This window comes from Yinghuangia sp. YIM S10712 (assembly GCF_051388935.1).
Classification (GTDB): Bacteria; Actinomycetota; Actinomycetes; order Streptomycetales; family Streptomycetaceae; genus Yinghuangia.
In genome coordinates this window covers 1-3,207 of record NZ_JBPKBI010000063.1, presented here as the reverse complement: position 1 = coordinate 3,207, position 3,207 = coordinate 1, and the positions used below count along the sequence as shown (strand labels likewise).

Genomic DNA, 3,207 nt, shown 5'->3' with positions numbered 1-3,207 from the left:
CCCCCCCGGGCCGCGAGACTTGCTCCGCGAGTTACCGCCAGTCGAGGCCGGCTTCGGCGAGTTGGTGGAGTTGGTCGGTGGTGAGTTTGGCGCGGCGGGCCTTGGTGTTGCTGAGCCACACGCCGAGCTTCACCTCGACCGGCTTGCTGCCCTCGGGCGCCGCGTCAAGGACCTCGACGTGCCCCCTGGGGACCACGACGGACCCTGTCCGGCCCTGGTACTGCCGCAGAGCCGCGACGCCCCGCTGGAAGGCCGCCGAGGGCCGTTCGGCGGCCTTCTGGGCGGCTTTCGCGGCCGCCGCGGCCTGGGCGGTGGGGACGGGTTCGATGCCGAGTTGTGCGAGCCGTGCGCGTTGGTCGTCGGTGAGGCCGGCCCAGCGGCTTTTGGTGTTGCTGAGCCACACACCGAGTTTCACCTCGACCGGCTCGACGCCCCCGGCACCGCCTTCGGCGCCGGCCTCCAAAGCCTCCACATGACCCCTGGGGACCGCCACAGACCCGGTCCGGGCGTAGTACTGCCGCAGCCCCGCCAGGCCCCGCTCGAACGCCTTGGAAGGCCGCCCAGCCCCCTTCCGCCCGCCTTCCGCGCCGGCCTCGGCCGTGGGTGCGGGGAAGGGTTCGATGCCGAGTTGTGTGAGGCGTTCGCGCTGCGCGGCGGTAAGGCCGCGCCACACCACCGGCTGGCGTTGGATCTCCAGCCACCGGCCGATGTCGTGCCCGTGGATGGTCACGCCGGGCACCAGGTCGTCCAACTGCGCGCCGCCGGCGAGGGATTCGCGGACGCCGGCGTAGTGCCGCTGCCACACCAGCGGCCAGGCGGGGTTCCAGTCCGGGTCGATCGCGGCGAGCGCCGCGGCGCGCTCGGGGTGCCCGGCCAAAACACCCGGCCTCCGCAAATTCGACAGCCAAGTCCCCACCTGCTTGTCCAGCACCGTCGCGCTCTGCGGAGCAGCGAGCGAGCCGAAGTCGGCGAAGTACGCCCTCGCCGCCGCCAGGCCCTCCTCGAACTGCGCTTCGGCGTGGTCCCACACCATCCCGAGCGTGGTCAGCCGCCGAACCTGCTGCCCGGTCAGCGTCCCGGCCGCGTACGCCCGGCGCTGCTTGCTGATCCAGTGCCCCAGCAGGAACCCCCGCCCCGGCCGCCACAACGCCGAACTCCCCTGCTGCACCGCGTGCTTGTCGTCCTCGGGCAGCTCCTCGACGCCCGCGCCGGCCTCCGCGCCCGGCTCCAGCTCCTCGGGTGTGACCGCCGGGGCCCGCACGCCGGCCGCGCCGCCTTCGACGTGGTCGAACGGGACACGGAGGTGCCCTTCCCTCAGCCGGAACTTCCGTGACGCTGCGTAGCCGCGCATCCAGTCCTGGCGTTCGGTGTCGAAGATGTTGAACGACACCCACTCCGCGACCATCACCGGATCCCGAGGAGCCGCGAAACGCAGCAGGAAACGGTTTTCCTCCTCCCCTTCCCCCGGCGCTTCCCCGATTCCCTCCGACGGTTCGTAACGCCGCGCCTGGCTTTGCTGGGGAATCGCCAAAAGCTCGACGGCTTCCTCGTCATGCGCCCGCAACGCCTGCAGCACTTTCACCAAAGGCCGATACGACCGCGACGTGAACATGTCCTCAGGGGCTTCGTCCCGTCCGAGAAATACCGGCACGATCAGCGACGCCAGCTTCCCCTCGCCGGGCTTTTGCCGCAGCGCCCGCCCGATCGCCTGCACGATGTCGTGCGGCGCGCCCTTCGGGTCGAGGAGGGCGACGGAGTCGACGGCGCGGATGTCGACACCTTCGCCCAGGACCCGGCAGTTCGACAGCACCGCGAGCCCGGCGCGCCGGCCGAACTCGGCGAGGACCTTCTGGCGGTGCTCGGATACGTGCCCGCCGTGCAGCCAGTCCGCCCACACCCGCTCCGGGTACGTCTCCGGATCAGCCGTGTTCAGCCGCCTAGCCACGCCGCGCAGGCCCTCGGCGAACGCCTCGGCTTCGACGGTGCGGTGGTGGAACGTGATCATCGTCTGCAGCCGGTGCTCTGCCGCGGTGCGCAGCATCGCCGCCTGGAGCGCGCCGAGGCGTTCCCCGCGTACGTCCTCGTCCAGGCGCTGCTCGCCGCGCAGCCGCTCCGGGGTGACCTCGGGGTCGGCGATCTCCACGACGATGACCTGGTACCGCGCTAGCAGCCCGCGAGCGACTGCCTCGGCGAGGGGGAGTTTGTAGACGACTTTCCCGAACACTTGTTCGTCGTCCATGGAGGCCGCGAGCTCTTCCTTGAGCGGCTCGCGCGCCCCTTCGCGGATCTCGCGGAGCGGACGCTCCTCCCAGATCCGTGGTGTGGCGGTCATGTAGAGCCGGCGCACCGCCGGGATCTCCGCCTGGTCGTGGACGACCGCCCACGCCTTACCCATGGAGCCGCTGGTGCGGTGCGCCTCGTCGACGACGACCAGGTCCATGGGCGCGAGTTTCTGCCCGTAGACGCCCGCGAACGCCTCGGCCAGGACCCCCAGGGAGGCGTAGGTGGCGTAGACGGTGACGGGGCCGGTGCCGTGCCACAGAGCGAGCCGGGGCGGGATCGTCGTGCATCGGACGTCCATGGCGTCCAGCTCGGGGTCGTCTTGGAGCGAGCACACGGCGACGGAGGGCCCGGTGTGGCCGGCGCTTTGCCAGGCGCGGACGGTCTGGGTGAGCAGGTCGAGGGTGGGGACGATGACGAGGACCCGCCCGAGGGGCACGAGTCGGCGCGCGGCTTCGGCGGCGATGATGGTCTTGCCGGTGCCGCATGCGGCGTGGACTTGGGCGCGCAGGCCGTTCGCGGGGACGCGTTTTCCGGGTGGGATGTCGAGTCCGTTGATGATGGCGTCGACGGCTTCTTTCTGGTGGTCTCGGAGCTTTAAGGGCATGGTCAGGGGTCCTTTTCGGGAGCTGTGTTGGTGGCTTTCTGTGGGCTTTGTCGGGTAGTTTTCCGGTGTGTGCCGGGGCTCGGAGGGGGTGGGAATCTATGGCTGAGCTTACATCACGCATCATCTGTCTGATGCATCCTCCGGTCGTGATGCATCCGGGTTCATTGTGGCATGGCTCGGGGCTGTGTGTGGGTGGTTTGCTGGTGTAGGGTGATGGTGTTCGGTTGGCTGTATGGGGGTGTGTGATGGAGTGTCAGATTAGGGGGCGGAGCGCAGCGGAGCCCGTGCACTGCTGGGGTCTGGTTCCTCTCGTTGGGATG

General features: G+C 70.1%; 1 protein-coding gene. It reads right to left on the bottom strand.

Annotation, left to right across the window (positions count from 1 at the left end; all coding sequences use genetic code 11):
• Nucleotides 1-31: 31 nt before the first annotated feature.
• Nucleotides 32-2,887 carry a Helicase associated domain protein gene (locus ACRX5W_RS33175; RefSeq protein WP_436792112.1) on the bottom strand — a complete coding sequence of 952 codons (2,856 nt, stop codon included), beginning with the start codon at nt 2,885-2,887 and terminating at the stop codon, nt 32-34.
• Nucleotides 2,888-3,207: the final 320 nt, after the last annotated feature.

Bases quoted from the DNA above. Each gene is read 5' to 3' on its own strand.
- ACRX5W_RS33175 (WP_436792112.1), bottom strand. From the start codon at position 2,887: ATGCCCTTAAAGCTCCGAGACCACCAGAAAGAAGCCGTCGACGCCATC.